A 26,496-nucleotide genomic window follows, 5' to 3' on the forward strand; every position below is an offset into this window, starting at 1 on the left:
TGTAATCTTGAATCATGGAGGGGTGAAATCAGTGGCGATTTCAGCCTGAAATTTCAACGCTGAGAAGTTATATTTCATACAGTTAGCGATGAAATCGCTCTGGCGAAAGGCTGAAGTTAAACCAAAAAAAACCGCCCGGAGGCGGCATTTCACTTACTGATTGAGATACTTGTTGAGCGTCTCGTTTATCACGCGATCCAACTCATCCTGCAACTCTTTCGACTGACGATTGAATTCATAGCTGAACATACGGCCACGCGTTTTCTTACGCGCATAACGATCTTTATCAGCAAACGCCCATAACGGAGTCGCAACAGATTTATCTTTTACAGGCGATTGAATCAGTGTCTGGCTACCATTGCGAACTAAACGCAGAATGCCATTCTTGACTTCATCCTCCGCCAGTCCATCGCGAGCACAAACGGTATCCACATCCATGCCGATTGTATCGATCAATGCTTCTACCGACTGCCCAATCTCCTGCAACTTCTCATAGGCTTGCAATAGCGTTTTATAATCTGGATAGGTTAATTCAGAGTGGTTGGGGAACAGCGTCACTAACTCCAGTGGCACACTCGCAGCCTGTAAAGCGCGCGTAACTTTAGCCTGAGAAAGACCTTCGCTCTGCGCGATGTCCTTTTGTGACAATCCGCCTTCTTTCAACGACAGCAAACGCATTCCAACTTCGCGAAGATTATGTTCGCGTGCAGTCTGGATATCCTGAGCAAGACGACGCGCTTCTTCGGCAGAGATAGCCACGTCAGTCACCAGCACGTCCAGACCCGTTTTACAGTGCAGGGCAGCTGCGCGACGGCGAGAACCGTCAAGAATCTCAATGCGATCGCCGCGCTGAACGCCAATAGCAGGGAAGAATTGCTGTAATTTGATGGTGCGAATGATGTCGCGCAGTGATTCTGGCGTTAGCCCTGATTGATCACGGCCGTTTGTCTCCATCACCACATAGGTTCTTTCTTCGATGTCCTTCGCCGTGATGTGCTCCAGCGTGAACAAGGCACGCTTGCCGGTCGCCAGGATAAACGTTTGAGAATGACCTTCTGAAGCATCCTCAGTTTGCAAAGGTGTCTGGCTGAAGGTTCGGCCAATCGTGATTCTTTTTGCGCTCATAGTAACCTCAGTTCAGGCGAATAAATTCGATACGGTCAAATACGGCTTTCGCGAAGTCTTCCGCGGCAGAACGCGCATTTTTCAGCGCTTCGGTGCTGCCCACGTAAGTCGATGGGTTAGCAGAGATCACCGTATCAAACGACTCTCCACAGCGCTCAAAGCCATCCAGACGCGGTAAAGCGGCATCGAGCATGTCACCACCAAAGATCTCTTTTGCGAGGCTGTGACACAGCTTGTGGTCGGCTTTGTTGGATAGCTTGGACATAAAGCCAATATTTCCCTGCAAGCGGCAGGATGCGCCTGATTCTTCGATAATGCCAATCAGCTCCGGCAAACGCGTCAGGTACTTTAGCGTTGAATGGAAATCAACTTGCGCAGGGGGAACTGGCGTCATCAATAAATCGGAAGCCGCGATGGCATTCTTCAGGAAGGCATCCAGATGCGGGCCGCTGTCGATAAAGATGAAGTCATAGTCTTTCTTCAATTTGGCGACGACGTTGTCATACAACACGGCATGCACGTTCTGAGTGGGTAAATGCTCAGCACACAGCTCTTCCCAACGTGAAGCGATAAAGGCGTCATCAATCGAAGCAGGTAAGACATCCACACCGGGAATGATGGATGGCACGATAAACTCATTAATTAACTCTTCGCGACCCACATTTTGCAGCATCGCCTGCGCGGCGGTGGCTTCGACTAATCCCACTGAACGTTGATGATTGAGGAACATGGTCGCGGAGGATTGCGGATCGAGATCAATAACCAGAATGCGCAGGTCTTCAAACAGCAGGTGAGGATGTGCACGAAGCGCGTGGGCAAGCGAAACTGTAGAAACGGTTTTCGAAACGCCGCCTTTAAGATTTCCGACAAACAGCGTAAAGGCATCTTTATGACGATCGCGATATTTCGGCACGCCGCGATGATGATAGATATCAATGATGTTTTGAATCGACATCGCGTATTTGGTTGAGCTGCCCGCTGCACGTTTATCGAAGGGATAGCCGTTCTCTTCCATCTCATTGACAGCGTAATCAACGCTCGCACGCGTTAATTTTGGCAGTTTGGCTAACGCCGCTTTAGCGTAAACCTGATAGAAAGTGTTTTCTTTCAACTCTTCTTTCTGTGCCTGAATTTGATCGGTCAGGCTCATCAGCATTTTTTCTGAACGTTGTGCGACTTTCAGAACTTGCTTCTCATCGTTAGCCATACTTGCTCCACACATGTAGGATTTATGACTTTATACCGAAATCCTGCACACGTGGCAAATATATCTCTTCTGATGAGGAACATTTAGTGTTGTGAAAACACCTTGAGTAATAGGGGCTTAGTCCAAACATTCACTGTAATCAGTGATCACGATTTAATCAGCGTCGGTTAAACGTCGAAAGTGTGAGCAAAGCCTCATTGCCAGTTTGGTTGTAAGATTCACTGTAATCAGCATTAATCTTGATGACGCAGCAAGATCAGGGTAGGGGGATTACGGCTGAAATCCTTTTATGCGTTCACTGTATTCGGCAAAACATTCACTATAAGCAGTAAACGTTCACTGTAATCAGTAGAGGGTTCACTATAGTCAGTAACAATGCGCACAACATTCACTGTAATCAGTAAAGCGCGTTGACCTACACTGGGCTATCTCAATGCGTGAATGGGCCACACCCGGAGGAAATCAGAATGCCTGATTCCCGCCTGGGTGATTGCTACTGAGACGATGAGAAGTGAAGCTTGCCTCTAACATTCACTGTAATCAGCAAATGTTCTTCGAGCGATCTAAAACCACTCAAACATTCACTGTAATCAGTACTTCACTCGTAGCATCTTGCCGAAGCGTTCACTGTAATCAGCAGCTGGTTTGTATCACGGTTAACGTTCACTGTAATCAGTAAGCCAAATCAGTAGTGGCTGGCAACGTTCACTGTATTCAGTAAATCTCATCGCAATTCACTTTTTCACGTTTAGATTAGGCCGAAACGGTGAGGCGATAACATTCACTGTAATCAGTAAATCGGGTATCGCTGGACACCCTGGAACATTCACTGTAATCAGCAGACTGACGAAGATTGATGACATTCAGGCGTGGTGATTAACAGAAACGTAGCCAACCAATGGGCATGTCATCGCGACGAATCATTCACTGTAATCAGCAGATTTGTGCCGGGATGGTTTGAGTCATCACGTTCCCTAAGATTCACGTCGAGGCTTATAGCAGGCCGAAGAACGGGCTTCACTCTGCCAAACATTCACTGTAATCAGTGACCGTTGCTCGCCATGACAAATGACAACGTTCACTGTAATCAGTGAACCGATCCTAAGAGCCAGACATGATCGAGTTGGAAAAGGTATCGGAAGAGGGGAGGGCAACTACACGTTCACTATAATCAGTGACAGCGTGACGCGTTAAAACGGGCAGCTAATCCCGGCAGTCGATGCACCGTCATGACGTCGAATGCGGTCGAAAATCAGGGCATTCATTCACTGTAATCAGTGAAGGTGACCAACCCTGTCACTTTTACTGGTTACCTGTACAGTTAATGCACTGATTACAGTGAATGAAATGACCAGATCAGGATGTTTTCTAATTAATTCATAGCGTTAGATATTTACGTTCACTGTAATCAGTAACGAGCTTTCTTTCCGTATTCACTGTAATCAGTAGATGTTACCTCAATGGCTAATGTTCACTGTAATCAGCATTTGGGGCTCGAACAGGCAATAAGGTGCACTCAATACCCACCTGGTGAGTACTTACTATCTTTAAAGTCCCCGGAAATTCGTTAGATTTATGAGCAAAGCCAATGGATATGGAAGTATTGAATGTCTGAATACTGTTTACAGTGAACGTTGCTGATTACAGTGAATGCGTGGCGGGTAACTGATTACAGTGAATGAGGCAGATGAGGCAAGTGTCACTTTTAGCGATAAAGTGACACTGCCATGGGGGCGATACTGATTACAGTGAACGGGAAAATCAGTCCTCGAATTCAATGTCATCCAGCGAATCGATGCTCTCAAGATTGCTGATGCCATCGAGTTTCGGCGTTCTGCTGTGGATGATGAAGAACACAGAACGTCCACGCTTCACTTCTGAATAGTCGAGGTAACCAATCTCTTTCAACTGCTCCATCGCGCGTCTGACCACGTGGTTCTGCGTCGTGGTTTTCGAACCCAGGTTTAAACGCATGCGCAAACGAGCGAGCGAGATAGGCGCGGGGTTGGTGGGCAAGCTTTCAAGATAGGTATAAAGCGCCTGCGCCGATTCCTTACGCTTGAGTCGTGAAATGGCTCTCAGCTGCAGTAAAACTTTATGGTCAAAGTTATACAGCTCGAACAACTTAGGATCGGCCTGAATACGGACCAGATCCTTTTCACGATCGTAATACGCGGATTGCACCAGGTGGGTATGATACGCTTTGCCATTACCTTCAAAGGACAACGTGTTAGTCGCGATGCGTCGTAAAGAGGCATCTAAACGCTTACGTAAGGCCGCTGACGAGTTTGCCGAAGGGATCCCGCACATTTTCACGAAATCGATAAACGGCAGCGTCACGGTGTCGCCCTTTGAGGGATAACGCGAGAAGGACTGGATAATGCCAGCCCAGGTTTTAAAATCATTGTCCATATCCAGCCTTGCGCCGGTAATGGTGATCTTTTCATAGCCTTCCGATTTTACCAACGAAAGGTTCTTAAGCTCTTTCGTGGCATCCGTTGAAGCCATTGCACCCGATTTTCCGCGTGCCGTTGATTTCAATGTCGGAACGAACAGACCCAGGCGCATTAAAGCGACCGGTTGTACGGTGTTATTTTTATTGGGGTGGAGCTGAATAACTTCACCACTGTTTTTCGTCACCGACAGAAAAGGTTCTAGTAACGCCTTGTTTTCACTCTCTTTATCTGCCATAGCCTGAGATCTTCATTCTGTGGATGAAAAGGATCGATTTCTGATTACAGTGAACACTAACACTGTTTATAGTGAACATTCTACTGTCTATAGTGAATAATGTACTGACTATAGTGGGTGTTTTTCTGATTATAGTGAACGTGATCACCTTCTCAGGCCTTGTGTGGTGCGGCTTGCGGCGATCGGGGATCTCTTAGGATCTCTTTAAGATCTCTCTATGATCTTTTATAGAGATCTATTCACTGTATAACTGAATAAGCCTATGAAGAATCAGTGCCCGGCAGCGGAAACTGTATAAATACGCTGCTCCACCAAATCACTGCGCCAACCGCGTCTAATCGTAAGCTGCCATCGGAATACACCTCAAATTTTCTTCAGAAGAGAACAACTTCCTCACTATTATTCATTTTTCATCAACCAGAGCCCAGCGTAAGGTAGGTTGCAACATGACTCTATTCACTTATGACGAAGGCATCTCATGACTGACAACGTTATCTCACGCAATCCCACCAGCGGTGAAATCATCGCAACCTATCCATTGCAGACTCACGCAGAACTCGAAACCGCACTTCAGCAGAGTGCTGAAGCCTTTGCACAATGGCGTGCCACAGGCATGGATAAGCGCATCCTGGTTTTACGTCAGTTAGCGGAACAGATCCGCCAACGTCAGGATCAGCTGGTGAGAATGGCCACGCTGGAGATGGGCAAGCCTATCGCACAGGCACGGGCGGAAGTCCTGAAATGTGCCAATCTCTGCGACTGGTATGCTGAACACGGCCCTGCAATGCTCGCGGACAAACCAACGCTGGTGGAAAATCAGCAGGCATGGCAATCCTTCCGCCCGATCGGGGCGATCCTTGCCGTCATGCCATGGAACTTCCCTTACTGGCAGGTACTGCGTGGTGCGGTTAGCATGCTGCTGGCAGGAAACACTTATGTGTTGAAGCACGCACCTAGCGTTATGGGCTCTGCTCACTTGATGAGAGAGTTGTTTGACGCTACCGATCTTCCCAAAGGCGGTTTCACGGTGATCAACGTCGATAACGACGGCGTTTCAACAGCGATCAAGGATCCTCGTATCGCGGCTGTCGCTGTGACAGGCAGTGTTCGAGCGGGTGGGGCAATCGCAGCACAAGCGGGTGCAGTCCTGAAAAAACTGTACTGGAGTTGGGTGGCGCAGATCCTTTCATCGTGCTGGCAGATGCTGACCTGGATGCTGCAGTGGCCTCAGCCGTCGCAGGACGCTACCAGAACACCGGGCAGGTGTGTATGGCAGCCAAACGGTTCATTATCGAAGAGAGCGTCGCAGAAGCGTTTGAGGCGCGTTTCAGCGCGGCTGTGCAGGCGTTGAAAATGGGCGATCCATTGAGTGAAGAAACCTACATCGGTCCAATGGCGCGATACGATCTGCGAGATGAACTGGATAACCAGGTGCAGGAAACCCTGAAACAAGGCGCTCGTCTGGTGCTGGGTGGCCACAAGATCGACGGCGTGGGCAACTACTACGCGCCGACGATCCTCGCTGATGTCACGCCAGAGATGACAGCGTTCACTCAAGAGATCTTCGGCCCTGTCGCAGCCATTACCGTTGCACGTGATGCCAAACATGCATTAGCGCTGGCTAATGACAGTGAGTTCGGTTTGAGTGCCACCGTTTGGACGGGCAATGAATCCGTAGCAAATGAACTGGCTGAGCAACTGGAAACGGGTGCGGTGTTCATTAACGGCAATGGTGCCTCAGATCCTCGCGTAGCAATCGGTGGGGTGAAGAAAAGCGGTTACGGCCGTGAACTCTCCAGTTTTGGTGTGCATGAATTCTGCAATATCCAGACGGTTTGGAAGAATCGCCGCTAAGTTTTTCAGGGCGCCTGGCACGCGCCCTTATTGTTACTTTGGCAGCCTGCTTCTACTGATTACAGTGAACATTGCAAACTACATCAGGTTACAAAACAGTATTTAAATGACGTTAAACCACCAGCATATAAGCCTGATAGAGTAAGTAGGTGCTCACTTATTTAATGGGTTGGGAAGGGATAATCGCCGTTGTCACTTTAGATAAGGCGACCAGCAGGCCGCCCAAGTTGATCACATCAGATTACTCAGCGCTCATCAAAAGGCACGCCGCCTTTAGACTTCAGATGCTTTGGCGTTTCAACAATTGAAACCGTCACCGAATTAGCATCAATTTCAAACGAATCCGCCACCGCAGCCGTAACGGCTTTCAATAACTTTTTCTTCTGCTCAAGCGAACGCCCTTCCGCAGCATACACAACGATTTCTGGCATAACGGCCTCTCCTTATGGGTGAATTTCTTCCCCCAGCATAAACCACTCGGGCCGAGCCGCGCAGTGTCAATTGGTTATAAGCCAGCACCAAAGCATTTATCCACGCAGGCAATCTGTGTTTAAATGTGAATTGTTATGTTATAACGTAATTTCTTTGGGAATTTTGTAGCGGTATTTTTCGGAAACCATAATGAAATCAATGAAAAAATTGCTGATCGCCACGGCGCTCGGCCTGGCTTCTTACGCCTCAACAGCAGCACAACATCACGAAAATACAGTGCGCATCGCCGCACCCTTCGAAATCAAAGGGGCCGATCCCGCGCTCTCAGGCGATATTCTGTTACGTATGGATGTGGTGGAAACGCTGGTGGAAGTGAATGAGCGCGGAGAGCCAATCCCCGCGCTGGCACAAAGCTGGCAAGTATCTGAAGACGGATTGCGCTGGCAATTAACGCTACGCAACAACGTTCGCTTCCATGATGGAACATTATTGGATGCCGCAGCCGTGGTGAAGTCATTAAATACGGCGCGAAGCAAAGCGGGTTTACTGGATAAAACACCGATAGACGCGATCAGCGGAGAAGGGCTGGTTGTCACTATCACACTGCATGAGCCTTTTACGCCACTGCTCTCGGTGCTGGCAGAAAGTCGTTCACAGATTTTGGCGCTGGCCAGCTGGGACGCACAAGGCAATATCACACGCATTATTGGCACTGGCCCGTTTATGCTGACGGCTTTCCAGCCACCGCAGTCACTGGCGGTACGTCGCTTTGATGAATATTGGGGTGAAAACCGCAGATCGCCGCGGCCAGCTATCTCTCTTCCGGTCGCGCAGAAACCCGCGCGTTGCTGGCTGAAAGCGGCGATGCTGATTATGTGTTCAACCTTGATGCGGCCAGCCGTCAGCGTTTGGCGCGCAAACCCACGTTGCAATTACCCGCCATTCCCGTGCCACGCACGGTAATGCTGAAACTTAATCTCGGCGATCCTTTACTGACCGAGCAGCCGGTGCGCGAGGCGATCAGTCTGGCGATTGACCGTAACACGCTGGCGATGGCGGTGCTGCGTTATTCTGGCGCCGCCAGCCAGCTGTTCCCGCCGAATATGGGTGAATGGCACAACGAAGCATTGCCGCCGCTGCAGTATCAGCCAGCACTCGCTGCGCAGCATTTGAAAGACGCTGGATGGCAAGCGGGCGCAGACGGTGTGTTGGTACGCAAAGGCCAGCGCTTTAGCCTGACGCTGCTGACCTTCCCCGATCGTCCTGAGTTGCCGTTGATGGCGATGATCATCCAGCAGCAGCTGCGACAAATTGGCATTGAAGTGAAGATCAACTCCACCAGCGCCAGTGAGATCCCGGCGCAGCACCACAGTAACCGCCTGCAGATGGCGCTGTTCTCGCGAAACTTCGCACTCACACCTGATCCAACCGGCACGTTACTGCAGGATTATGCCGAGAAAGGCGGTGACTGGGGCGCGATGAACTGGCATCCAGCGGGATTCAGTGCCGCACTGCACACCTTAACGCAATCCACTGATGCCGCAGCGCGGTCGCAGGCGCGGATATTAATTACCACCGCACTGCAACAGGATCTGCCGGTGATCCCAATCGCCTGGTATCAACAATCTGCGGCGATCAATAGCCAGTTAAAGCAAGTGACACTTGATCCGTTTGAGCGCCACTTTGGTCTGCGTCAAATGAAGTGGGAGCAAAAATGATTCAACAACTTTGCTGGCGACTGATGCAGGCACTGCTTGTGGTGCTGGCGGTTGGGTTGCTTACCTGGTTTCTGGTGCAGGCACTGCCCGGCGATATGGCGTGGCGCATTGCCAGTGGTCGCTACGGTTATGATCGCGTTGATGCTGAGGCTGTGGCGCGGGTTCAGCAGGAGTTAGGCGGTGTGCTCGATCAAAGCGGTGCGCTGCTGCACTGGCTAACCGATCTGCTGCAATTCAATTTTGGTCGATCGCTGGTTTCTGGCGAACCGGTAATGGACGAATTGCGCTGGCAGCTCAGCCAGACGTTGGCGTTAGCGGGAGGATCGTTGCTGCTGGCGTTGATGCTCACGCTGCCAATCGGCCTCTGGGCAGGCTGCCATGCCGATGGCAAACTGGACCGACTGCTGTTTTGGCTGACGTCGCTGCTCAAATCGATACCGCATTTTGCCCTCGGCATGATCCTGATTGTGGTATTTGCGCTGCAACTTGATTGGCTGCCCAGTGCCGGGCACGGCGAACTGCGCCACTTCCTGCTGCCCGCGTTGACCTTAGCGCTGTCTCTGACGGCGGTGGGTGTCCGTGTGGTGCGTGAAGCCACCTGTCAGGTGATCAATGCCGGTTACTACCAATGGGGTGCGCAAAAGGGTCTGACACCTGCCACCTTGCTGCGCCGTCATGGTCTGCGCAATTTAGGAACGCCGGTGCTGACCTGGTTCGGCATGCAATTTGTCTGGCTGGTGGAAGGCGTGGTGGTAGTGGAAACGCTGTTCGCGTGGCCGGGTATCGGACATGCGCTGGTGCATGCGATCTTTGCGCGCGATGTGCCGGTGATCCAGGCCAGCGCGATGACGCTCGGCCTGCTATTCGTGCTGCTGAATATGCTGGTGGATGCCGGCTGTCATTTGCTTGATCCACGAGGGACGCGCGCATGAACATCACGTCACGCCAGATCGGTCTACTGCTGCTGGCGGTATTACTGAGCTATGCCTTTGTGCTACCGCTGTTCCATCACGGCGATCCTTTGCAGCAAGCCTTACTCAACATGCTGCAAGCCCCCAGTCCGGCTCATCTGTTGGGGTTTGATCACCTTGGCCGCGATATGTTGCCGCGCCTGAGCGCCGCACTGCGACTGTCACTTGGGCTGGCTGCGCTTTGTGTCATCAGCGCGATTTGTGCCGGTGTGCTGGCTGGCGTAGTCAGCGCGATCTACGGCGGTGCGCTGGATCGGCTGCTGGGCATGCTGGGCGATATGTGCCTTGCGTTACCGGGATTGCTGCTGGTTCTGCTGCTGGCAGCCATAGCGCCGGATTCTCCGCAGATGCTGTGGCTCGGCATTTCGCTGGTGCTGTGGGTGGAATTTTTCCGCGTGACACGCGCTACGCTGCGTCCGCTGGTGCAGTCGCCGGGTATGCAGGCATCAAAACTGCTCGGCTTCTCGGCGTACTATCGTTTTCGCCGACATTTATGGCCTGCACTCGCGCCGGTGTTGCTTACCGTTGCACTGTTTTCATTCAGTAGCGCCATTATGGCGGTGTCAGCATTGGGGTTTATCAGCGTGGGCGTTCGGCCGCCAACACCTGAATTGGGTCTGATGATGACTGAACTGCTGCCATTCGCCTGGGAAGCTCCATGGTTACTGCTACAGCCAGTTGCTGCGCTGTTTTTATTGCTGATTAGCCTCAACCTGTTGATGAAAAAGGATCGCGTATGAAAGGAATTCAGGCCATTGGCATCACGGTAAGCACGGAAAACCATACGCTAGTGGAACCGGTTGATTTCGATTTGCAGCCCGGTAAGCCGCTGACTCTGTTAGGTGAAACCGGATCGGGAAAAAGCCTGCTGGCGCAAGCCATTATGGGGATATTACCGGATACGCTGTATGCAAGCGGCATCCTGACGATCAACGGTCAACGCTATCAACTGCCGCAGGACCTTGCTGCGCTGCGCGGCTTGTGGGGACATACCCTGGCCTCGCTCCCGCAGGAGCCGTGGCTGGCGCTCGATCCCACCATGAAAATTCAATCCCAGGTCGCGGAAGGGTATTGCTATGTGCGCGGACACACGCCGACACGCAGCGAGGCTGCCGCTCAGGAGGATTTAGTGCAACTCGGGCTGCAGGCATCCGTCGATAAATTTCCCTGGCAGCTCTCTGGCGGCATGGCGCAACGTGCTGCATTTGCCGCAGCGCGAGCGGGTGGAGCGGCGATATTAATTGCCGATGAGCCTACCAAAGGGCTGGATGTGGCGCGGCGCGATGAAGTGGCGACGCTGTTGCGTCGTGAGGTGGCGGAGGGTGGCGCATTGCTGACCATCACCCATGACATCGCGTTAGCCCGTCAATTGGCTGGCGATATCATCGTGATGCACAAAGGCAAAATGATTGAGCAGGGCAGTGCCGCGTACGTGCTGAACGCTTCCCAACAGCCTTACACGCAATCACTTTTGGCGGCCGATCCTGCTGCCTGGCCCGCGCGGCAGACCACAGTGATACACAGCAAGCCAGCGATCAGTGCAACGGGGATAAAGCTGGAGCGCGGAGGTAAACAACTGGGCGTACCGGAAAACTTCATTTTGCATGCAGGAGAAATCGTCGGGTTACACGGCGCCAGCGGAAGTGGGAAAAGTAGTTTTGGTGATGTGCTGCTGGGATTGTTAACACCGCAGCAAGGCAGGATTACCCGGCACACAGCGGCCAGCGCTCTGAAATATCAGAAGATTTATCAGGACCCTTCGGCGCTGTTCCCGCCAACGCGCACGCTGGCACAAAGCCTTGACGACGTGCTGCGACGTCATGACATCGTACGGCAACGACGCGATGCACTGATGGAGAAACTGGCGCTGGATGCCAGCTTGCTGACGCGCCGTCCAGACTCTCTTTCCGGCGGTGAATTACAGCGTTTTTCCCTATTGCGCGTGATGCTGCTTGAACCGGTGTTTTTGTTCGCCGATGAACCTACATCACGACTTGACCCTCTGGTGCAGCAACAAACTCTGCATCTCATTACCGAGATGGCGCATGAGCAGCAGTGCGCGGTGTTGCTGGTGAGTCATGACCGCGACCTGCTGGAAAAGGGCACGCATCGGGTCATCGCGATGCAGGAGGTTTAACGTTCTGGCGGCTGGCTATCTCCGACACCCAGTGAGCGTTGCATCACCACGGTATCGAGCCAGCGGCCATGTTTAAACCCTACCGACTTCATGACGCCGGTGTGCTCAAAGCCGAGTGCCCGGTGTAATCCCAGCGAGCCCTGATTGGCGCTATCACCCACGATGGCAATAATCTGACGAAACCCCGCCGCTTCAGCCAGAGCGATCGCTTTCTGTAGCAGTGCGCGACCCACGCCTCGGCCGGTTTGCGCATTATCGAGATAAATTGAATCTTCCAGAGTAAAACGATAGGCATAGCGCGGACGATACGGCGCCAGATAGCAATACCCCAACACCTGTTCATCCTCTTGCGCCACCAGCCAGAATCCTCCGCGCTGCTGCACATCCTTGATGCGATTCAGCATTTCACTTTCGCTTGGCGGTTCGGTTTCGAAGGTGGCAGTGCCGTGAAGCACATGCCAGGCATAGATTTTCTGAATGGCCGCTGCGTGATGCGGACGGGCGGGAATAATATCCATATGTTCCTGATGATCGACGAACGAAAAACACAGCATGCCACTGGCAGGCGCGCCGATCATCGGGTTTGAATATAGGAAATTGTTATGACGAGTTCTGCTCCGATAACTGCACGGCCATGGTGTCGGCTTCCAATGCCTGGAAGATGTGCGGTTCGTCAGCGGGATAGCAAATGTAGTCACCGGGATGCAGTTCAACCGGCGCATCAGTTGGGCCGACCAATGCGCGTCCACGCGCAATGATAATGTGCTCAACCGACCCCGGCGGATGCGGATGTGAAGCGCGCGGTGCGCCCGGTTGGCTGGTTATCAGATACAAATCGCGCCGACCGCCGGGCGGGCAACTTGCCAGCAGTGCAGCCTGATAATCGGCCAGTTCAGCCGACACCATCATGCCTTCGCCACGACGGATCACCTGCAGTCGCTTCACTTCCGGCTCCATCAGACGTGCAAAGGGAATATTCAGCGCCACGCACAGTGACCATAACGTCTCAAGGCTGGGATTGCCGTTGCCTGCTTCCAGCTGAGATAGCGTGGATTTAGCGATACCGGCGCGGCGGGCGACTTCTGTCAGCGAAAGTCCGGCACGCTGACGTTCGCGGACTAAGCCAGCAGAGATAATAGCAATCGGTGGCGTCACAGTTACTCCCGTTCTTTATATCGAACGATTTGTTCGTCTTGTAAAACAAATCAGGTGCGTTCATTATAACGGCTTTCCTGTTCGATATGAGAGAAAATTGTGATGCGTCTGGGTGCAATACCGCTTAATCGCAGTGTGTTAAAAGCGATTTTATTGGTCTGTCTGGCTGATGGTATCGTCGGGCTGTCGTACGGCTCGCTGGCGGCGTCGGATGGCTTCCCGCTATGGGTGCCAATCGCGCTGTCGACGCTGGTACTGGCAGGCGCCTCGGAATTTCTGTTTATCGGGATTGTGGCGGGGGTGGTAGTCCGCTGACCGCTGCGGCCGCCGGTTTGCTGGTGAATGCCCGTCACTTACCCTTTGGCATCGCGGTAAAAGACCTGGTCGGGCAGGGTGGTCGCAGCCTGTTGGGTTGCCACATTATGAATGACGAAAGCGTGGTATTTGGCATTTCCCAAAAGCAACACGCCCAGCGGTGCGCTGCTTATTGGGTTTGTGGATTGGGCATTTTTACCGTCTGGCCACTTAGCGTGGTGTGCGGAGCGTTTATCGGCCGTTTTATTCCGGATGTCTCCGCGATCGGTCTGGATGCCGTATTTCCCGCGATCCTGATTGCGCTTATTTTCCCTGCACTGCGCCAACGACGCACGCGCATTCCTGCCACACTTGGCACCGTGTTATCAGTGATCGCCACGCCGTTTGTGCCTGCGGGCATACCGGTCTTGTTCTCATTGCTGGGCTTGTTGAGCTGGCGGGAGCGTAAAAATGCAGACTAACCTCGTGATCGCCGGCATCGCTGTTCTCGCCGTCGGCACATATGCGATGCGCTTTGCCGGTTACCGCCTCGGAAGCCGCATTCAGATGTCGGAATCGGTGCGCAACATGCTCTCGGATGCGGCCACGGTATTGCTGTTAGCAGTTGCAGTCACCACCGCACTGTTTGAAGGCAGCCATTTTGCAGGCGTGGCGCGTATTGTCGGCGTGCTGTTCGCGGTGTTCCTTGCGTGGCGCCGTGCGCCGTTGATTCTGGTGATTATCGGTGCGGCAGCGATGACCGCATTGTTACGTTTTTTCGGCGTACCCTGAGCCAAAATTAACAAACGCGGCGAATAGGTTTTGCTACTGTGTGGCATTGGACTTATCGCACAGAGAAGAATCTATGACACCGCGTTTAGCTCGCCCCATGAAGCTGCCGACTTGTGGCGTATTCGCAATCTCGCGATTCGCCACGGTTGCCAGTCGGTTTATCCCCCTGACGTGATTACCGCATGGACGCCCGATGCTTTGCCGTCGGGTTACTTTGAAGCGATTAAGGGCAATCCGTTCTTTGTCATCGACGATCCTGAATACGGCGCAGCGGCCACGGGTTTCCTTGATCTAAAAAACGCCAGTGTCGAGGCCATTTTCACCCTGCCAACCTGCAACGGCAAAGGCTACGCCAGCGCCATTATGACGGCGATCGTTGCTGATGCGCGCCAACGTGGTTTTAAACAACTGACATTGGCGGCCACACCCAACGCCAGTGGTTTTTATCTGCGCCACGGTTTTAGCACCGTGCGCGAGGCTTTGTATCCCTCCGCCCTAGCCAAGGCCGATCTCCCCTGCATCGAAATGATGCTGGCGCTATGATTAGAAGAGTGAAAACAACATGGACAGCGCCAAAATGGTGATTAATTGTGTGGCCTATCGCCACGGCAAACGTGAAGAGCATGTCGATGTCGCTGACATCAGTGAAGTACTGAAAGAAGATAAGGCCTTTATCTGGTTAGGATTGAATCAACCTGAACCCGCTTTTATGCAAACGCTTCAAGAGGAATTCGGTCTGCATGAGTTGGCCATTGAGGACGCGCTGGTGGCACATCAGCGTCCAAAAATTGAGCAGTATGGTGAATCCGTATTTATCGTGGTGAAGACCGCGCATCTGGACGATCTACAGCGCATCAGCTTTGGTGAAACTCACTTTTTCCTCGGAAAAAATTTCCTGATCACCGTTCGTCACGGTTCATCAGAGGGCTATGCGGGCATTCGCGCCAAGGCAGAAAAAAACCACACCATGTTATGCCAGGGGCCGGGTTATGCGTTTTACTGCATCCTCGATTTTATAGTCGATACCTATAGTAAAATCACCGAGTCACTCAGCGAACGCATTGGCGATTTGGAAGACGGTATGTTTACCACGCGCTTTGACAGCCAAACGCTGGAGAATGTTTATCATCTGCGACGTGAGCTGTTGGCGCTGCGCAATGCCGCCATGCCGGTCACTGAAATCTGCGCCCAGCTGGCGCGTTTTCATGAGGACATCATTCCAAAAAACCTGCGTGCCTATCTGCGAGACGTGCAGGATCACGCCCATCACGTGATGATCGATGCCGAAGACATGCGCGAGATGTTGACCAGCGCGATGCAGGTTAATCTGGCGCTGGTGTCGGTACAGCAGAGCGAAGTGAATAAAAAACTCGCCGGTTGGGGTGCGGTGCTGATTGTGCCTACCATCGTTTTCAGTATGTATGGCATGAACTTCTCTGATATGCCTGAATTGAAAACCCACTTTGGCTATCCGATTGTGCTGGCCGTCACGCTGATGATCTGTGGGTTGATGTGGTCCCGGCTGAAAAAGGCGGGCTGGCTGTAAAGGCTTGTTGCGTGGCATCCCGAAAATTGGCCATGATACCGTTCTGACCCCTAATCGGAGCCTATCATGGCCGTCTCTTCGCCGTTCAACATTGGTCTGCTGCTGTTTCCTCATCTCACTCAACTTGATCTCACCGGCCCGTGGGAAGTGTTTGCCCGCATGCCCGGCGTGAACAATTATCTCATCTGGAAAGACCGGCAACCGGTGATGTCCGACCGCGGTTTAGCCATCGTACCGACCACAACTTTTTCCGAGTGCCCACCCCTCGACCTGATTTGCATTCCCGGTGGCCCGGGACAAATCGCGCTGATGGAGGATGAAGAAACACTGAATTTTGTGCGGCAAAAAGCCGAACAAGCCCAATGGGTGACATCGGTCTGTACCGGTTCACTGGTGCTGGGGGCCGCTGGATTGTTGCAGGGATATCGTGCCACTTCGCATTGGGGATCGCTGGATCAGCTCAGCCTGTTGGGCGCAACGCCGGTGGCTGAACGAGTGGTGCGCGATCGTAATCGGATAACCGGCGCGGGTGTCACGTCGGGTATCGATTTCGCGCTCACCGTGGCAGAAGAACTGTTTGGCCGTGACGTAGCAGAAAACATTCAGCTGCAGATGGAGTACGATCCCGCGCCGCCGTTTCATTCAGGTTCACCACGCAGCGCCTCGCCGGAACGATTGGCACAGGCGCAACATCAGATGCATGACTTTATTGCTCGCCGCCGCGCGGCCACAGAAGCTGCCGCTGCCAGGCTTAAGCGCTAACTAACTGCCCCAGCTCCAGCTTTAAGCAGCGATCGGCGAGGTGGAAATAGCGGTCGTCATGGGTGATCACCAGAACGGTTTTGCCTCGCGCTTTCAGTGCGGGGAGCAATTGGTGGTAAAACACCTCGCGAAACGCGGGATCCTGATCGGCCGCCCATTCATCAAACAGATAAAACGGTCGGTCTTCGAGCCACGCCACCAGCAACGCGAGTCGCTTGCGCTGTCCGGTGGAGAGTGCAAGCGTTGAGAATGCGCCCTCCACCAGTGTCACTTTACGGGTTAATTGCAAAGCATCCAGCAGGGCGTTTGCCTCGTCATTCCAGCGTGTGCTGTCGATACCCTGCAAATCCTCAAACAAATGAAAGTCATTAAATACAGCTGAGAACAGCTGGCGATAACGGGCGCGGTTTGTCTCGTTGATCTCTTCACCGTCAAGCAGCAGTTGGCCGCTATCCGCCTGATATAAGCCGGTTAGCAATCGCGCCAGCGTGGTTTTGCCGCTGCCGTTTCCGCCCGTCAGATACACCAGTTCACCGGGTCGGAACTGCAATGAAACAGGTCCGAGTTGAAAAGCCTCATGCTGATAGGTGACGTTGCACAGTTCCAGCTGATGAAAACTGAGCGGCGGCGTGTCAAATGCTGTGCGCTCGGGTGGCAGCTGTTGCTGCATGGCTTGAATGCGTTTGAGCGCAACCTGCGTTAGTGTCAAGCCGGGCAGGGCGGCGAGCGCTGTCTCAATCGGCACGATCATATAAAGAAAGACCATCGCGAAACCTGACATCACCGTACCGTGCAGATCCAGCATGTTGGCGAGTAAAAACATTACCACGCCGATAAAAGTAAAAAAGAACACGCTGGCCCAAATGTTGGCCAGTGCATACAGTACATAACCGCGCGTACGCTCTACGCGCACCTGTTCGATGGTGCTGAAAAGTTTGTTATGCAGAAAAGCGTGCTTACGTGGTGCGTGCAAGCGCAATTCTTTCGCACCGCTGAACAGCGCGCCCACCTCACCGGTTAACGCCTCTTCACGCTGGCGCGACTGACGCATCAACTTTAAAGCGCGGCGATGCACCCCGCTATAACCGAGTGAACCTATCAGCACCGTGACAAGCGCAATCACCATCACGGTCAGTGACAGATAACCGAGATAGACCATGCAGCCGATGATCACCGCCAGAGACATGACAAACCCCGGCAAGGCAATAAAGAACACCACCACCTGGTCGAGGTCCTGCGTCAAAATGCTGAGGGCTCGCGGCATGCCATGCTGTTCGAGGTCGGCATAACCGGCATCTGCCACCTGCTGAACCAGCCTGCGGCGCAACTCGGCTTTGCTGCGCTGACCCATGGCCATAAACAAGGTCTGACTCAAGGTGCGCGTGCCGAGCATCAACAGCGCCAGCAGAGCAAACTGCCACGCCAGATGCCAGCGCTGCGCATCCGTGGCGCTCAATCCCTGATTGATCAATGCCAGCAGCGCCGCGTTGCTCAAGCCTCCGATCACGCTGCAAGTCAGCGCGACAAAAACAGTGCACCAGTGGTGCGCAGTAACATCAGATAAATTGGCACCTCATCTCCTATGAGTTTGAGCTATTCAACGGCCGATACAGCAGCAGCGCCAGCCAAGGGCCACCCATCAGCGTTGCCATCAGACCCGCAGGATCTGCCGTGGATAGAGCAAATTACTGCCGGCCCAGTCAGCCAGCATCATCAAAATGGCCGCGATCACGGCAGCGAACAGCATCTGTTCCATAGGCTTGCGTGCTCCCAGTTGGCGGGCCAATTGCGGGCCAAGTAAGCCGATAAACGACAGTGGCCCAACAATTAAGGTGGCAACGCCGGTCATCCCCGCGGCCAGCAGCATCAGCAATAACCGGGATTGAGTGACGTTCAGGCCAAGCGAGGAGGGAATTCCCTGCAGTGGCAATAGCAACATCGCTCGCCGCAGCAGAGGAGTGAGCGCCAGCAGTAGCAGCGCCAGTGTGAAAGCCACCACGGCGATAGGCGTGCTGACGTAATAGGTGGATCCGGTCATCAGCTGGCGCAGCATGGCCGCGGGCATACCGTTATTACTGATGACAATCGCGGCAACGGACTGGAACAGTGCGGTAATGGCTAGCCCGCTCAGCAGCATGCGTTGTGGATTGAGGGCATAGTGGCGCGCCTGCCACAACGTTATCCCCAGTGTGATCAGCGCACCTGCCGCACTACTGGCGATCATCACCGACATACCTGCCATCGGCCAGATTAACAGTTGCACGGTAATGCCGAGTGAGGCGCCGGCACCGATGCCGAGCAATTCCGGGCTGGCCATCGGATTGCGGCTGATGCGTTGCAAAATAACGCCCGCAGCCGCCAGCAACACACCGGCGGCAATAGCGGCCAGCAGACGTGGCAGGCGAAATGGCAACATCACCTGGATCTCAGTGAAGGAATTCCAGCGCCAGCCAGTAACACCATGAGCAAAGGCGAGCGCAACGACCAGCATCACAATAAACAGAGCAAGCACCGGCAGACGTGTAAAACGTCGCGTTGGAAAAGGTGAAGGCTGAGGCTCGTTAACATCAGGCTGGAAGAGATGGCGCAGGCGCGGCAAAACCACAGTAGTAGCGGCGCGCCTGCCAATGCAGTCATCATGCCCGTAGGATCAACAACCTTGTATGCCATTGAGACGACTGACCCACTGATCGGTCAGCCACAGCAAACCGGCGGCCAGCAGCGGTGACCAGAGAAGCTTCTGGCGCAGGCTTTTTGCACCAGCTAGGGCCGCCAGATGTGGCGCAGCGAGCGCGATAAAACCGATGACGCCCACCACACTGATCACCAGGCTGCTGATCAATAACGCAGAAAATATCGCAATGCCACGCACCCACCCGGCGGGTAAGCCGATTGAGCGGGTAACGCGTTCATCCAATGCTAGCAGGCGCAAAGGGCGCAAAATCAGCAGCACGGGAAACGCAGCGATCAGCAAGCGCGGCAATAGCCACCATAATGCATCCGCGTTCTCTTGTGCCAGCGAGCCGCCACCCCAGATAAACACGGCGGACAGCGAGCGATCATAGATGATCGACAGCAGCAGATTGGCCGCGCCGCAATACAGATTCACCAGCATACCTGCCAGCGTTAACGCCAGCGGAGTCAATCCCTGACGTAAACTGAGCAGAAACACCAGCACAAAAGCGACGATCGCGCCGCTTAGCGCAATCCATTCACGACCCACCAGCAGCCATGCCGGTACCATTAAGGTAGTGAGGGAAAGGGCTAAGGTTGCGCCGGAAGCAATGCCCAGCGTCATCGGCTCAGCTAACGGATTGCGCAACGCCTGTTGCATCACCACTCCGGTAAAGCCCAATGCCAGGCCGCATAATATCGCCATGCCCTGACGCGGCAACCACATCAGTGTGAAGACTTGTTGCGCCAGCGAGGGCATTGCGGTGCTGTGCAGTGCTTGCCAGGCATCGCGCCACGACAGTTGCTGCGTCAGCTGCTCAAGGCAAAGCATCAGCGCTAACGTGAAAAGCAAAAGTGTCAAAGAGGCAGGATGGCGGCTCATGGATTTGCCTCATTAAATGCGTTTACCAGCGCTTCGGCGAAACGCACGGCGGTGAGCACGCCCCCTTCCGTCGAAAGTCCATCTGGTAACACCAGCAGCCGATGTCCATCCGGCCGCGTCAGCGTATGCCACAACGGAGACTGCAGCACCGGGTTGAGGTCAATCTCCGGCCAGGAAGGAAGCAGCACCAGCCAACCGGGCGGCAACTGCGTGAGCTGCTCCAGTTCCAGCGTGGCATAACCTTGCGCGCCCACCGCAAACGGCGTGTGGTGGGGCAGGTCAAGCAATCCCAGCACGTCAAAAAACAGACTGCCCGCGCCCAAGGCCAGCACATTCAGGGTATCCAGTGGATGCAGCAAATAGATTGGTTTGTCTTTAAAGCGAATGGCTTGCTGTCGTGCGCGCTCCAGGCGTTGCAGTAAACCTGTTATCACTTCGTCAGCACGTGGGCGGATGTCAGCCAACTGTGCCAGCGCATACAGATTCTGCTGTGCCTGCTGCCACGGATAGGGGCCACTTGTCGAAAAATAGGATAACGGGGCAATACGGGAGAGTTGTGCTTCGGCCATACGGTGCGCGGGCGTGACCAGTAACGCGTCTGGTCGCAGTTCAAACAGGGTTTCGTAATTGGGTTGGAACAGCAAACCCACGTCGGCGACCTGTTCGGGGAGCGGAGGCTGGCTAAACAGGCGGCGATACCAATCGGGCGCGGCAACGCCCACCGGCGTGATGCCCAACAGCAGAGCCATTTCGGTGATTCCCCAATCGAGGATCACCCAGCGCGGCGTCGTTTTAGCCCGCAGCGGAAACGAAAAAAGGGCCGCGCCTGCCAGCGCGCCCTTGATCAGTGTTCGACGACGGATTACCACTGATAACTTACCGTGGCGATCAATTGTCGGCGTAAGCAAAGTGACAGCCCAGATCGTTACAGTTGCTGATGTACTGTTTATCGGTCAGGTTTTGCAGATTCAGACCAAGCTGCCAATCCTTCCAGCGATAGCGCATCATCGCGTCGTAGATCATCGCAGCCGGTACTTTCAGGCTGTTGTCGCTAGTGGCATAGCTGGTACCCACGTACCGACCGCCGCCGCCAATCGTCAGGCCATCCAATACGCCCGGAAGCGCGTATTCGGTCCAGAGCGCGGCAGTCTGGCGGGCAATCGCCACCGGCTGCTTACCTTGCGTATCATCATTGGCTGACAGCACTTTTGGATTGGTCAATGCATAGGAGGCGTTGACCAGCCAGCGTGAGGTGATATTCGCTTTCGCTTCCAGCTCTAATCCTTGCGAACGAATCTCGCCGGTTTGCACCGAGTAGTTCGCGTGGTCCGGATCGGCGGTCAGCACGTTGGTTTGGCGCAGATCGTAGAGGGCCGCACTGAACAGCGCATTGAAGCCGGTTGGCTGATACTTAATCCCCAGCTCCGACTGTTTGCCTTTGGTCGGCTTAAACGGATCGCCGCCAAAGGAGGTGCCCGCCTGTGGCTGGAATGACGTGCCGTAGCTGATGTAAGGCGCAATGCCGTTATCAAAGTGATACAGCAATCCTGCACGGCCGGTGGTGGCGTAATCATTCAGCTCAGTGCGCGTGCCGCTGACCCAGTTCTGGCTGCGGGTTTGCGCTTTGTCATAACGACCGCCCAGATTTAGTACCCAGTTATTCCACTTCATGCTGTCTTGCAGGTAAATGCCCTGCTGAGTCATGAACGAGCGGCTGTGATAATCGATCGACGGCGATTCCACCGGCGTACTGTAATCCGGATTGAGGTAGCTGATATCGGAAGCGCTGCCATAACCGCTGTTCTGTCGCAAATCGTCATGCACAAAATCGACACCGAGCGTCAGCGCGTGATTGATGGCGCCAGTATCCAGATTGCCTTGCAGATTGGTATCCACATCAAAGGCATTGAACGACTCGATCACCCGCATACTGTCGCGGCTTACGGTGGCCGATCCATCGGTGATGGTCGCGGTCGGATAGACCATCTGATAATCGCTGCTGGTGTGCAGGTAGCGCAGGTTTTGATGCACGCTCCAGACGTCATCGAATTTGTGCATAAAGTCATAGCCAATACTGGCCTGCTCACGACGATAGTAATCAAAGCCGGGCTGGCCGCCGTAGAATTTGTCAGAGTAGTTACCCTGCGCCAGCTTGATCAGGCTGCCTTCCAGCGGCAGCTGGTTGTAAAAACCGGTGTAGGGATCTTTGCGGAACTGGCCGAGCAACGTCAGGCGCGTATCGTCGTTAGGCTGCCAGGTCAGCGCGGGTGCGATATCGTAATGCTTGTATTTGGTGTAATCGACTTGCGTGTCATTACGCGACCAGGTGCCGGTGATGCGTCCCAGCCAGTGTTCGTCGTTATCCAGTGCGCCTGAGAGATCGAGTCCGGTTTCGAACAGATTATGGCTGCCGGTCGTGACAAAAATCTGGTGGATCGGTTCGGCGGTCGGCCGCTTGCTTATCAGGTTAATCACGCCACCTGGGCTCGCCTGGCCGAATGTCACTGAACTTGGACCTTTGACCACTTCAACGCGATCCAGCAGGAATGTGTCGTAATTCGGACGCGACCAGTAAGTTACCGTTGGCAGGCGCAGGCCATCCAGGTATTCATCAGCGGCAAAACCACGGATATAGATGTCGTCAAAACGGTAATCCGCACCGCCGCCTTCGGCACCAATTCCCGCGTTGTAACGCAGTGCTTGTGGCACATTCAATGCTGCCTGTGAAGCCATTTGCGCTTCGGTGATCACCGAGATACTTTGCGGTGTTTCGATAATCGGTCGCGTGCTCTTCGTCACCGCATCTGCTTTCGTCGCCACCTGATTCCAGCTATCGGCATCAGTGCCGTTGTTGTCGACGCTGCTCGCCGTCACGGTAAGCGTATTATTCGAATTATTATTCTCAGCCGCCCAGCCAGGCGCGCTGCTGATTAACATCAGCAGCAATGCGCTCAGTGGCTTGCGCTGAAAGGTGCGATGACCTGGCATTTATTTTCCCCGATATGTTCCAATGGACTCAAATAGTGATACAAATGATAATCATTACTATCTTATTTGATAGCGTCCTGCTGGCGGGTTTGCACCTTCTTAATCGCAAATAGCGCAGAGCAGACATCAATCGGCAATTTAACGGGATTGGGTGAAAGGGTGTTGCAGAAACCACTTGCGGCGGAAATGACGCCAGCACTGCCATTACTCGCCACGCGCGAAATGCATTATCAGGCTGGTCGTGAGGAGCGTTGGCACGCGCATGAAGTGGCGCAACTGGTGCTTTGCTTGCAAGGGGTGATGCGGGTGCAAACGCAAAGTGCCTCCTGGACTTTGACGCCCGGGCGTGCGCTATGGCTGCCGGGGACATTGCCCCATGCTCTGACGGCGCTGAGCGACATTCGTAGCTCAAGCCTGTACCTCGATCCCAAATTGGCACGCGCGTTTTGGCCGCAGGCTCGCAGCATGGTGATTTCGCCGTTATTGCAGGTGTTAATGCAAAAAATGGTTGAGATCGAGTTGCAGCCAGAGCCAGAAATGGGGCGCATGGAGCTGATCTCGCCACTTTTGTTGGATGAGATCCGCCGTGCGCCGGATGGATTGGTGTGTAATCTGCCATTGCCGAGCGATCGTCGTCTGTTGAACATTTGCCAGCAGTTACTGGCAACGCCTGCCAGTGGCGATACGCTGGAAGAGTGGGGGCATCGGGTGGGTGCCAGTTCGCGCACGCTGGCGCGCTTGTTCCGCGAGCAAACTGGCATCACCTTTACGCAATGGCGCCAGCAGCTACGCTTATCCGAAGCATTGGTGCAATTGGCGCAAGGTCAGACGGTATTGCGCACTGCTAACCAACTCGGCTACCAAAGCCCGAGTGCTTTTATCTCCATGTTTCGTCGGTTAATGGGTGAAACGCCGCAGCGTTTTTTGAGAATTTCAGCCTGAAATCGCCAGAGATATTTTCCCTCCATGCCCACTGGCAGTAGGGCGCACGGTTATTTCGTTAGCGTCGATTTCGCCAGGCTGGTTGATGGCCCAACTGAGCGCTTTCACAATCGCTTCTGGCTGCAGATCAATCTGTCGATGGCGCTTCATCGCATGCCACGCTGTCGCCTGGGCAATTAACCGGGCAACTACAGGCACATTCACTTAACGAATGCCATCACGGCAATCACCGCCACAATCCAAAATAACGCACAGCCTGCCAGCATCCACTGCCAAATCTGGTGGCGTTCAGGATTGAAAAGCGCATTGATGCGTGCACCTAAAATCGTTTGCATAGAAACCTCGGGTCAGAATGTTTAATCGGATATTGAGTGGCTGCGTTCAGAAAGGTCTGGCAGCGGATAGGAACATTCTGACTATTTCTTAAACAGCGATCGACGAGACCAGTCTTGTTTATGCGAGGGAAAAAAGCGGGAGAGGGGCCTGCAGCCGCGCAGAATAGGATTTCACGCGGCTGGGGACTACGATTTTACACGCTGTGGGTGACTCCCCCATCAACACGAATATTCTGAGCGGTGATGTAAGCCGCGCCGGGTGAGGCGAGAAACGCGATGGTGGCGGCGACTTCTTCTGCGGTGCCGTAGCGCTTGAGCGGTACGCTATCCTGGCGAGCATCGTTTTTAGGCAAGCTGTCGATCCAGCCCGGTAACACATTATTGATGCGAATATTATCCGCTGCGTAGGTGTCGGCGAAAATTTTGGTGAATGAGGCAAGACCGGCGCGGAACACTGCTGAAGTCGGGAACATGTCCGTTGGCTCGAAAGTCCAGGCGGATGAGATGTTGATAATGCTGCCACCGCCCTGTTTTTGCATAATCGGGGTGACCAGTCGCGCGGCACGCACCACATTCAGGAAATAAGTTTCCATACCGACCTGCCAGTCATTATCACTCAGTTCCAGAATCGGCGCGCGCGGCCCATGACCGGCACTGTTGACCAGCACATCAACACGACCCCAGCGTTCCATCGTGGATTCAACCAGTTTTTGTAAGTCATCCACTGACTGGTTTGATCCGGTGATACCCAATCCGCCTAAACGCTCAGCTAAGGCTTCCCCTTTGCCAGAAGAGGAAAGGATCGCAACGTGATAGCCATCCGCTGCCAGTTTTTCCGCTGCTGCGGCACCCATACCACTGCCGCCTGCCACAATCACTGCTACTTTTTCTACTGTCATAATCCAGATCCTTTTTATCTCCGAAGTCGATTTAATGCAGTATAGGGTTTAAATTCAGCTGCAGAGAGTCAGTCTGATTCGCAATTGACGATAGGAAAACTACAGGATGAGTCAGGGATTTCCCACGCTGCCGCCACTCAATGCGCTGAAGGTATTTGAAGCAGTAACGCGTCATCTCAATTTTCGCCTCGCCGCTGAAGAGCTGGGCGTGACTCAGGGCGCGGTGGCTCAGCAAATTCGTGGACTGGAAAGTAGCCTCGGGCTGAAATTGTTCGAACGGCTGCCGCGGACGTTAGCGCTAACCGGAGCGGGTGCAGGCTATGCGGTGAGTGTTCGCCAGGCGTTTGAGTTGATTGATGAGGCCACACGTGCCTTGCGACCCGAGCCGGATCGTTTGACCTTAAGCGTCACGCCGACTTTTGCCAGCCGCTGGATGTTGCCGCGCTTACCCGCATTCACCGCCGCATGGCCGGATATTGATCTTCGCGTTCTGGCATCGGAAAGACTGGTGCAGTTTCATCATGAAGGCGTTGATGTGGCGGTGCGCTATGGTCGCCCGCCGTTTGGCGCTGGGCTGGATGCCACGCTGCTGTTCAGCCAAAGTGTCATGGCAGTGGTCAGTCCGGATTTATTGGCTGAGTTGGGCGATCCACAGGATCAAAGTCACTGCCAGCGCTATGTCATGCTGCATGACGGGCACCATCTTTGGCCTGCCTTTCTCGCTTTGGTCTTCCCGCATAGCACGCTACATCATCAGCATCATTCGCGTTTTAACCAGACCGCGCTGGCGTTAGAGGCGGCGAACAACGGGCAGGGCATCGCCCTCACCAGCCCGCATTTTGTACAAAACGATCTTGCCAGCGGTCGTCTGGTGCCCGCTTTTCCACAATCAATGACTGTTGATGCGGGCTGGTATCTGGTGTCACCACGACGCCCGCGCGAACATCCAGCTGTCGCAGCAGTGCGGGCGTGGTTGCTGAAACAAGTAAAAACAGCCATAAATCAATGAAAAAAGGGACGGTTTTTGTTCAATGCCAAAATCAGTAAAACTGATGATCCTGGGAAGATCATGAATGTTATAACTGACTGAAG

Annotated in this window: 24 protein-coding genes and 3 pseudogenes; 13 read left to right on the plus strand and 14 right to left on the minus strand. The window is 53.8% G+C overall.

The genetic code is table 11. From position 1 onward, the window contains the following. Positions 1–153: 153 nt before the first annotated feature. The 3 genes from HA45_RS18500 to HA45_RS18510 all read right to left on the minus strand — a co-directional run bounded on the left by HA45_RS18500 (position 154) and on the right by HA45_RS18510 (position 5,023). Complete coding sequence (locus tag HA45_RS18500) at positions 154–1,125, minus strand: ParB family protein (RefSeq protein ID WP_100700354.1); 972 nt, start codon at positions 1,123–1,125, stop codon at positions 154–156. A 7-nt stretch (positions 1,126–1,132) separates the two neighbouring features. Beyond that, positions 1,133–2,332: an AAA family ATPase gene (locus HA45_RS18505; RefSeq protein WP_100700355.1), complete on the minus strand. Its 1,200-nt coding sequence runs from the start codon at positions 2,330–2,332 to the stop codon at positions 1,133–1,135. A 1,761-nt stretch (positions 2,333–4,093) separates the two neighbouring features. Next, complete coding sequence (locus HA45_RS18510; RefSeq protein WP_100700356.1) at positions 4,094–5,023, minus strand: RepB family plasmid replication initiator protein; 930 nt, start codon at positions 5,021–5,023, stop codon at positions 4,094–4,096. A 478-nt stretch (positions 5,024–5,501) separates the two neighbouring features. Between HA45_RS18510 and HA45_RS18515 the strand changes: the two are divergent. After that, a pseudogene (locus HA45_RS18515) lies at positions 5,502–6,877 on the plus strand (aldehyde dehydrogenase family protein). Between the two features lie 245 nt (positions 6,878–7,122). Here HA45_RS18515 and HA45_RS18520 read toward each other — a convergent pair. Beyond that, a complete protein-coding gene (locus HA45_RS18520) occupies positions 7,123–7,308 on the minus strand; it encodes a tautomerase family protein (RefSeq protein WP_100700358.1) in 186 nt (61 codons plus the stop codon). 190 nt (positions 7,309–7,498) lie between these two features. Here HA45_RS18520 and HA45_RS29350 point away from each other — a divergent pair. The 4 genes and pseudogenes from HA45_RS29350 (at position 7,499) to HA45_RS18540 (ending at position 12,135) form a co-directional block, all read left to right on the plus strand. Then, positions 7,499–9,027, plus strand: a pseudogene (locus HA45_RS29350) (ABC transporter substrate-binding protein). Beyond that, positions 9,024–9,959, plus strand: coding sequence for an ABC transporter permease (locus HA45_RS18530; protein WP_100700360.1), 936 nt, complete (start codon positions 9,024–9,026; stop codon positions 9,957–9,959). The pseudogene HA45_RS29350 and the gene HA45_RS18530 overlap by 4 nt, the downstream one beginning before the upstream one ends. Then, positions 9,956–10,738 carry an ABC transporter permease gene (locus HA45_RS18535; protein WP_100700361.1) on the plus strand — a complete coding sequence of 261 codons (783 nt, stop codon included), beginning with the start codon at positions 9,956–9,958 and terminating at the stop codon, positions 10,736–10,738. Before HA45_RS18530 ends, HA45_RS18535 begins: the two co-directional genes overlap by 4 nt. Then, complete coding sequence (locus HA45_RS18540) at positions 10,735–12,135, plus strand: ABC transporter ATP-binding protein (RefSeq protein ID WP_100700362.1); 1,401 nt, start codon at positions 10,735–10,737, stop codon at positions 12,133–12,135. Before HA45_RS18535 ends, HA45_RS18540 begins: the two co-directional genes overlap by 4 nt. On the opposite strand, the gene HA45_RS18545 is transcribed toward HA45_RS18540, so the two are convergent. Both HA45_RS18545 and HA45_RS18550 read right to left on the minus strand, forming a co-directional pair. Continuing rightward, entirely contained in the window at positions 12,132–12,653 is a 522-nt protein-coding gene (locus HA45_RS18545) for a GNAT family N-acetyltransferase (RefSeq protein WP_100700394.1), read from the minus strand. The two genes, HA45_RS18540 and HA45_RS18545, sit on opposite strands and share 4 nt — an antisense overlap. 82 nt (positions 12,654–12,735) lie before the next feature. Next, positions 12,736–13,290, minus strand: a complete 555-nt coding sequence (locus HA45_RS18550; protein ID WP_100700363.1) for a helix-turn-helix domain-containing protein — start codon at positions 13,288–13,290, stop codon at positions 12,736–12,738. A 102-nt stretch (positions 13,291–13,392) separates the two neighbouring features. On the opposite strand from HA45_RS18550, the gene HA45_RS28290 reads away from it, so the two are divergent. The 6 genes and pseudogenes from HA45_RS28290 to HA45_RS18575 all read left to right on the plus strand — a co-directional run bounded on the left by HA45_RS28290 (position 13,393) and on the right by HA45_RS18575 (position 16,684). Then, complete coding sequence (locus tag HA45_RS28290) at positions 13,393–13,605, plus strand: AzlC family ABC transporter permease (protein ID WP_244563472.1); 213 nt, start codon at positions 13,393–13,395, stop codon at positions 13,603–13,605. Further along, positions 13,507–14,066, plus strand: a pseudogene (locus HA45_RS18555) (AzlC family ABC transporter permease); the annotation flags it as partial. The gene HA45_RS28290 and the pseudogene HA45_RS18555, both read left to right, overlap by 99 nt. Next, positions 14,056–14,376 (plus strand): AzlD domain-containing protein, encoded by a 321-nt coding sequence (locus HA45_RS18560; RefSeq protein WP_100700365.1) that lies wholly within the window; start codon positions 14,056–14,058, stop codon positions 14,374–14,376. The pseudogene HA45_RS18555 and the gene HA45_RS18560, both read left to right, overlap by 11 nt. A 111-nt stretch (positions 14,377–14,487) precedes the next feature. Further along, positions 14,488–14,919, plus strand: a complete 432-nt coding sequence (locus tag HA45_RS18565) for a GNAT family N-acetyltransferase (protein ID WP_244563473.1) — start codon at positions 14,488–14,490, stop codon at positions 14,917–14,919. A gap of 34 nt (positions 14,920–14,953) precedes the next feature. Continuing rightward, positions 14,954–15,922, plus strand: a complete 969-nt coding sequence (gene corA, locus HA45_RS18570) for a magnesium/cobalt transporter CorA (protein ID WP_100700395.1) — start codon at positions 14,954–14,956, stop codon at positions 15,920–15,922. A 66-nt stretch (positions 15,923–15,988) separates the two neighbouring features. After that, entirely contained in the window at positions 15,989–16,684 is a 696-nt protein-coding gene (locus HA45_RS18575) for a DJ-1/PfpI family protein (protein WP_100700367.1), read from the plus strand. Here HA45_RS18575 and HA45_RS18580 read toward each other — a convergent pair. The 5 genes from HA45_RS18580 to HA45_RS18600 all read right to left on the minus strand — a co-directional run bounded on the left by HA45_RS18580 (position 16,674) and on the right by HA45_RS18600 (position 23,228). After that, positions 16,674–18,179 carry a cyclic peptide export ABC transporter gene (locus tag HA45_RS18580; RefSeq protein WP_244563474.1) on the minus strand — a complete coding sequence of 502 codons (1,506 nt, stop codon included), beginning with the start codon at positions 18,177–18,179 and terminating at the stop codon, positions 16,674–16,676. The two genes, HA45_RS18575 and HA45_RS18580, sit on opposite strands and share 11 nt — an antisense overlap. Before the next feature lie 156 nt (positions 18,180–18,335). Beyond that, positions 18,336–19,196, minus strand: a complete 861-nt coding sequence (locus tag HA45_RS18585) for an iron chelate uptake ABC transporter family permease subunit (protein WP_128598990.1) — start codon at positions 19,194–19,196, stop codon at positions 18,336–18,338. Between the two features lie 138 nt (positions 19,197–19,334). After that, positions 19,335–20,240, minus strand: coding sequence for an iron chelate uptake ABC transporter family permease subunit (locus HA45_RS18590; RefSeq protein WP_128598991.1), 906 nt, complete (start codon positions 20,238–20,240; stop codon positions 19,335–19,337). Next, on the minus strand, positions 20,237–21,109 hold the full coding sequence (locus tag HA45_RS18595) for an ABC transporter substrate-binding protein (RefSeq protein ID WP_100700370.1): 873 nt from the start codon (positions 21,107–21,109) through the stop codon (positions 20,237–20,239). Before HA45_RS18595 ends, HA45_RS18590 begins: the two co-directional genes overlap by 4 nt. A gap of 19 nt (positions 21,110–21,128) precedes the next feature. Beyond that, positions 21,129–23,228 (minus strand): TonB-dependent siderophore receptor, encoded by a 2,100-nt coding sequence (locus HA45_RS18600; RefSeq protein ID WP_244563475.1) that lies wholly within the window; start codon positions 23,226–23,228, stop codon positions 21,129–21,131. 159 nt (positions 23,229–23,387) lie between these two features. Here HA45_RS18600 and HA45_RS18605 point away from each other — a divergent pair, with 159 nt between their 5' ends. Further along, the gene (locus tag HA45_RS18605; protein ID WP_240629179.1) at positions 23,388–24,170 is read left to right on the plus strand and encodes an AraC family transcriptional regulator; all 783 of its coding nucleotides are present in this window, start codon (positions 23,388–23,390) and stop codon (positions 24,168–24,170) included. Here the strand turns inward: HA45_RS18605 and HA45_RS18610 are convergent. The 3 genes from HA45_RS18610 to HA45_RS18615 form a co-directional block, all read right to left on the minus strand. Beyond that, positions 24,162–24,374 (minus strand): hypothetical protein, encoded by a 213-nt coding sequence (locus HA45_RS18610; RefSeq protein ID WP_100700372.1) that lies wholly within the window; start codon positions 24,372–24,374, stop codon positions 24,162–24,164. The genes HA45_RS18605 and HA45_RS18610 overlap by 9 nt on opposite strands. After that, positions 24,371–24,505, minus strand: coding sequence for a hypothetical protein (locus HA45_RS28700; RefSeq protein WP_276308749.1), 135 nt, complete (start codon positions 24,503–24,505; stop codon positions 24,371–24,373). Before HA45_RS28700 ends, HA45_RS18610 begins: the two co-directional genes overlap by 4 nt. Before the next feature lie 194 nt (positions 24,506–24,699). Further along, a complete protein-coding gene (locus tag HA45_RS18615; RefSeq protein WP_100700373.1) occupies positions 24,700–25,404 on the minus strand; it encodes an SDR family oxidoreductase in 705 nt (234 codons plus the stop codon). 106 nt (positions 25,405–25,510) lie between these two features. Here HA45_RS18615 and HA45_RS18620 point away from each other — a divergent pair, with 106 nt between their 5' ends. Then, on the plus strand, positions 25,511–26,413 hold the full coding sequence (locus HA45_RS18620; protein ID WP_128598992.1) for a LysR substrate-binding domain-containing protein: 903 nt from the start codon (positions 25,511–25,513) through the stop codon (positions 26,411–26,413). Positions 26,414–26,496 lie beyond the last annotated feature (83 nt).

Origin of the sequence: Pantoea rodasii, assembly GCF_002095465.1 — a bacterium.
GTDB classification, from domain to species: Bacteria; Pseudomonadota; Gammaproteobacteria; order Enterobacterales; family Enterobacteriaceae; genus Pantoea; species Pantoea rodasii.

What these genes read in the sequence shown, in the direction of transcription:
- HA45_RS18500 (WP_100700354.1), bottom strand. Translation starts at nt 1,125, where the DNA reads ATGAGCGCAAAAAGAATCACGATTGGCCGAACCTTCAGCCAGACACCT.
- HA45_RS18505 (WP_100700355.1), bottom strand. Translation starts at nt 2,332, where the DNA reads ATGGCTAACGATGAGAAGCAAGTTCTGAAAGTCGCACAACGTTCAGAA.
- HA45_RS18510 (WP_100700356.1), bottom strand. Translation starts at nt 5,023, where the DNA reads ATGGCAGATAAAGAGAGTGAAAACAAGGCGTTACTAGAACCTTTTCTG.
- HA45_RS18520 (WP_100700358.1), bottom strand. Translation starts at nt 7,308, where the DNA reads ATGCCAGAAATCGTTGTGTATGCTGCGGAAGGGCGTTCGCTTGAGCAG.
- HA45_RS18530 (WP_100700360.1), top strand. Translation starts at nt 9,024, where the DNA reads ATGATTCAACAACTTTGCTGGCGACTGATGCAGGCACTGCTTGTGGTG.
- HA45_RS18535 (WP_100700361.1), top strand. Translation starts at nt 9,956, where the DNA reads ATGAACATCACGTCACGCCAGATCGGTCTACTGCTGCTGGCGGTATTA.
- HA45_RS18540 (WP_100700362.1), top strand. Translation starts at nt 10,735, where the DNA reads ATGAAAGGAATTCAGGCCATTGGCATCACGGTAAGCACGGAAAACCAT.
- HA45_RS18545 (WP_100700394.1), bottom strand. Translation starts at nt 12,653, where the DNA reads ATGGATATTATTCCCGCCCGTCCGCATCACGCAGCGGCCATTCAGAAA.
- HA45_RS28290 (WP_244563472.1), top strand. Translation starts at nt 13,393, where the DNA reads ATGCGTCTGGGTGCAATACCGCTTAATCGCAGTGTGTTAAAAGCGATT.
- HA45_RS18560 (WP_100700365.1), top strand. Translation starts at nt 14,056, where the DNA reads ATGCAGACTAACCTCGTGATCGCCGGCATCGCTGTTCTCGCCGTCGGC.
- corA (WP_100700395.1), top strand. Translation starts at nt 14,954, where the DNA reads ATGGTGATTAATTGTGTGGCCTATCGCCACGGCAAACGTGAAGAGCAT.
- HA45_RS18575 (WP_100700367.1), top strand. Translation starts at nt 15,989, where the DNA reads ATGGCCGTCTCTTCGCCGTTCAACATTGGTCTGCTGCTGTTTCCTCAT.
- HA45_RS18590 (WP_128598991.1), bottom strand. Translation starts at nt 20,240, where the DNA reads ATGAGCCGCCATCCTGCCTCTTTGACACTTTTGCTTTTCACGTTAGCG.
- HA45_RS18600 (WP_244563475.1), bottom strand. Translation starts at nt 23,228, where the DNA reads ATGCCAGGTCATCGCACCTTTCAGCGCAAGCCACTGAGCGCATTGCTG.
- HA45_RS28700 (WP_276308749.1), bottom strand. Translation starts at nt 24,505, where the DNA reads ATGCAAACGATTTTAGGTGCACGCATCAATGCGCTTTTCAATCCTGAA.
- HA45_RS18615 (WP_100700373.1), bottom strand. Translation starts at nt 25,404, where the DNA reads ATGACAGTAGAAAAAGTAGCAGTGATTGTGGCAGGCGGCAGTGGTATG.
- HA45_RS18620 (WP_128598992.1), top strand. Translation starts at nt 25,511, where the DNA reads ATGAGTCAGGGATTTCCCACGCTGCCGCCACTCAATGCGCTGAAGGTA.